Source organism: Gemmatimonadales bacterium, from assembly GCA_030697825.1.
Taxonomy (GTDB): domain Bacteria; phylum Gemmatimonadota; class Gemmatimonadetes; order Gemmatimonadales; family JACORV01; genus JACORV01.
On record JAUYOW010000220.1, the window covers coordinates 1 to 3,970 of the forward strand.

At 68.8% G+C, this 3,970-nt stretch carries 3 protein-coding genes; all 3 read right to left on the reverse strand.

What is annotated here, in order from left to right:
• Positions 1-203: 203 nt before the first annotated feature.
• Entirely contained in the window at positions 204-983 is a 780-nt protein-coding gene (locus tag Q8Q85_11655) for a c-type cytochrome (protein MDP3774910.1), read from the reverse strand.
• A 7-nt stretch (positions 984-990) separates the two neighbouring features.
• Positions 991-2,718, reverse strand: a complete 1,728-nt coding sequence (locus Q8Q85_11660) for a cytochrome ubiquinol oxidase subunit I (protein ID MDP3774911.1) — start codon at positions 2,716-2,718, stop codon at positions 991-993.
• The coding region (locus Q8Q85_11665) for a radical SAM protein (GenBank protein ID MDP3774912.1) at positions 2,711-3,970 on the reverse strand (1,260 nt) is incomplete at its 5' end. The genes Q8Q85_11665 and Q8Q85_11660, both read right to left, overlap by 8 nt.

A 3,970-nucleotide genomic window follows, 5' to 3' on the forward strand; every position in this document is an offset into this window, starting at 1 on the left:
GCACCAGGATGCTGTTGGGGATCGGCGCGCTCGTGGCGAAGAACAGGCGCGGCAGGTACTCGATGCCGAACTCGAACAGGAGGTACGAACCGACGAGCAGGGCAACGGCCTGCCAGAAGGGGTGGCGCAGCGCGGCGCGCAGCTCGGCCAGCGACCCGCGGGGGAACCGGACGCGGGCGCCGGGGGTGGGCTCGCTCAGGGGCTCACCTCTGGCTCGACAGGAAGCTCACCACGGCCTCGAGCTGCGCCGCGGTGAGCTGCTGCCCGAAGGTGGCCGGCATGACGCCTGCCATGGCCTCGTAGCCCCGCGTCATGGAGGCGCCGGGGTTCAGGATCGCTTGGCGGATCTGGTCGGGCTGGAGCCGGCCACCCATCCCGTCGAAGGGTGGGCCGACGGCGCCGCCCTCACTGCCGAGCTTGTGGCACCCCAGGCAGGCGTTGCCGGCCAGGATCTCGCGCGGCTCGAGGCTCGCGGTCGCGGCCGCCGGCGCCCCAGCCGGCGGAGCGGACTGGGCCGACTGAACGTCCTCGGCGGTCACGTCGATGGTGCCGCCCTGGCTCTCCAGGAACGCGACGACCGCCCAGATCTGGTCGGCCGGCATGGTGCGGCGCATGTCCTGCATGATGGGCTGGTAGCCTTCGACGACGTGAACGGCCGGCTCGGTCAGCGACTCGTACAGGTAGTCCTTGCAGCTCATCCCGGGCCTGCGGTTTCCACACCGGGCGCCGATCGGTCCCGCGCCCATCTCGTCGGTGAGGAGGTTGGGTGCCCGGGTGCCGAGGCCGTGGCAGGCGGTGCAGCCGCCGGCGCCGTTGAAGATGCGCTCGCCAACGGCGGCCAGCTGCCGGGGGCTGACGTCTCCCGAGAGGTCCACGGCCTGCGGGACCTCCGACTGGATCTGGGGGATGCTGTTGGCGACCAGCGTATAAAGCGCCAGCACGCCGATGACCAGGCCGACGATGGTGAGATTGGTGCGCCACATGGTTGCCTCAGTCTCCCGCGGCGGGAGCGGCGGCCGGCGCGGCGACGGCGCGCGGCGCCGGCGGATGGCTGCCCAGCTCCGAGATCCAGAAGATGAACGACACGAGCGCCAGGAAGATCAGCACGCAGATGCTGATCATGATGGAGGCCTGGCCGAGGGCCGGCGTCGCCGCGTCGGGGCTGTAGTCGCGCATGACCTCGAAGACGTGCCAGTGCTGGCGGATGCCGCTCCGCGCGAAGCCCATCAGCCCCATCAGCCAGGTGAAGGTGATCGCGAGCACGAAGAGCGCGTACTGGGACCGCGCCGGCATCTGTCCCCAGCGGATCTCGCCCAGGGGCTTGGCGCCCTTGAGGAGGAATAGGTCGAGGGTGGTGACCACGACGATCGTGGTGAGCACCGCGAGCACCTGATAGACGCTGAAGCCGATCCGCACGATGGCCGAGACGAAGTAGCCGTAGACGCCGAAGAAGAGCACCACGGCCGCGGCGATCCCGAACATCACCCACTGTGCCAGCATCCCCTGTTTGGCCCAGGCCACTACCGGCTCCTGGTTGGCGCGGCGGTAGAGCAGGAACGAGAGGAAGGTGGTGAGGATCATCAGGTTCACGGCGGTGTTCTTGGCGCTCATCACGCCGAGCACGCCGAGGAACGGGTGGTGGGACCCCCCCATCGCTTCGAGCTCGGCGCGGCTCGCGATCATGGTGTGCGGGGTGGACCAGACAATCACGCCCAGCACCAGGATGATGAGCAGCCACTTGGTGTAGGGCCGGTAGCGCTCGGCGCCCGGGATGCGGTCCATGCCTATCCACAAGTAGTAGTTGCCCGCCAGGAAGAGCACGCCGATCAGGAAGGCCTGGAGGATCCACAGCCAGCTCATGAAGCCGCCCATCATCGTGATGCCCAGCTGCTGGTTGTACTCGTAGATCTCGCGGCCCAGCCAGTAGCCGGCGAACGGGAGGACGATGAAGGTCGAGATGGCGATGAAGTTGCCGACGTACCCCATCCAGTCGTAGTGCGCCCGCTCCTCGTCGGTGGTGGCGGCGAGGAACCGGTAGGCGGCGTACGCGGCGACGATCGAGCCGCCGAACACCGCGTTGGCGATGAAGCGGTGGATGTTGATCGGCATCCACGTCATGTTGGCGAGCGCGTTCCAGAGCCCCACGTCCGCCGGCAGGGTCTCGGCCGTCATCCCGGCGGGCGGGCTCATCATGTAGGTGAGCCAGCCGTTGGCGATCAGCATCACGGCCGTGCCGAAGACGTTGAGCAGGATCCCCAGCCCCCAGTGGCCCAGTTTGGCGCGGCCCGACTTCCAGTGGTCCCAGCCGTAGTAGTAGAGGTAGAGCGTGAAGGACTCGACGAAGAAGATCGAGACGTAGATCCACATCGACAGATGGAAGATCTCCGTCATGTGGTTCCAGAAGCGTGGATAGAGCGTCGTGAGAAGGAAGACCAGGACCGCGCCCCAGATGGCGGTGGCGCTGTAGGCCACCAGGAGGAGGCGGGTGAACTCCTTGGAGAGCTTGTCGTAGCGCTCCTTGTAGCGGGTGTCCTTGGTGAAGATGCCGATCGCTTCCGTGATCACGGCGAACATCGGCACGCCGAGGACGAACGCGGCGAACATCAGGTGGACCTGGGCGGCGATCCAGACCGCGGCGCGGCTCCCTATGACCGGGAAGGCCCGATAGGCGCCGGCGGTGTCGGCGGCGGCCTGGAGGAACGGGAAGAGTTCAGTCATCGCGGACGAAGAAGGGTTTGCGCCGGGAGAAGTCGATGGGCATGGCGCCGCGGATCTCGCTCAGCATTTCCGGCGTGATGGTGCTGAGTCCGCGGGCCCTGGCGTAGTCTTCGATCCGCTTGACGACGATGCCGCGCACGAACGACGGGATGCGGCCGAGGCGCTCGCGGGCGGCGTCGCTCCAGGCGAGGCCGGGCGCGGCGGCGGCGCCGTACGTCACCTCGCGGCGCGCGATCAGCGGACGCTCGCCGGTGGGCTCATACGCACACGAGGGGTCGGCGGCGAGGTAGTCGCCGGTGGCCGCGAAGGCGCGGGCGCGGCAGCCGCCGCAGATCATCCGGTACTCGCAGATGCCGCACTTCCCGCCCAGCTCCCGGCGCCTGAGGTCGGCGAAGACCTCGGAGCCGTTCCAGATCTCCGCGAACGTCTGGGTCCTAAGGTCGCCGGCGACGGTGGGCAGGTAGGGGCACGGCGTGATGGTCCCCTCGGGTGTGATCCGGCAGTACTGGATCCCGCAGGGGCAGCGCGTCTGGTAGTCGAGGAGCGGCGAGTCGGGAGTCTCGTCGTAGACGCGCCGGATGAAGTGAGGGGCGCACTTGGCGCGCACCATCATCGCCCCGCGGTACCGGCGCTCGAACCCCGCCAGGACGCCGAGCAGATCCTCGTAGTCGTCGGCCGAAAGGTCCGTGAGCTGCCCGCCGCGTCCCGTGGGCACCAGGAAATAGAGGTTGAACGCGACCGCGCCCTGGGCGGCGGCCCACTCAGCGAGTACCGGGACCTCGGCCTGGTTCCCCTTCGTGGCAGTGGTCTGGACGATGAAGTCGAGCCGGTGGGCACGCAGCCGCTCGATCGCGGCCTTGGTGTCCGCCAAGGCGTCGCTCTTGCGGCGGAAGTTGTCGTGGTACTGGGGCCGCAGCGAGTCGACGCTCACGGCGACCCCGGTGACGCCGGCATCCTTCAGGGCCGCGATGCGATCGTCGGTGAGCAACGTCCCGTTGGTGCCGACGACCACGGTGGCGCCGCGGTGCGACGCGTACGCGGCGATTTCAGTCAGGTCGTCGCGAAGCAGCGGCTCGCCCCCCGAGAGGATGAGCATCGGCGCGCGGTTCACTGCGAGCAGCTGGTCGATGACGCGGCGGCACGCCGCGGTGTCGAGCTCGCCCTCGGCGGTCTCCGACGGGCCGGCCGAGATGTAGCAGTGGGAGCAGCGGAGGTTGCAGCGCCGCGTGAGGTTCCAGGCCACGACGTGGGG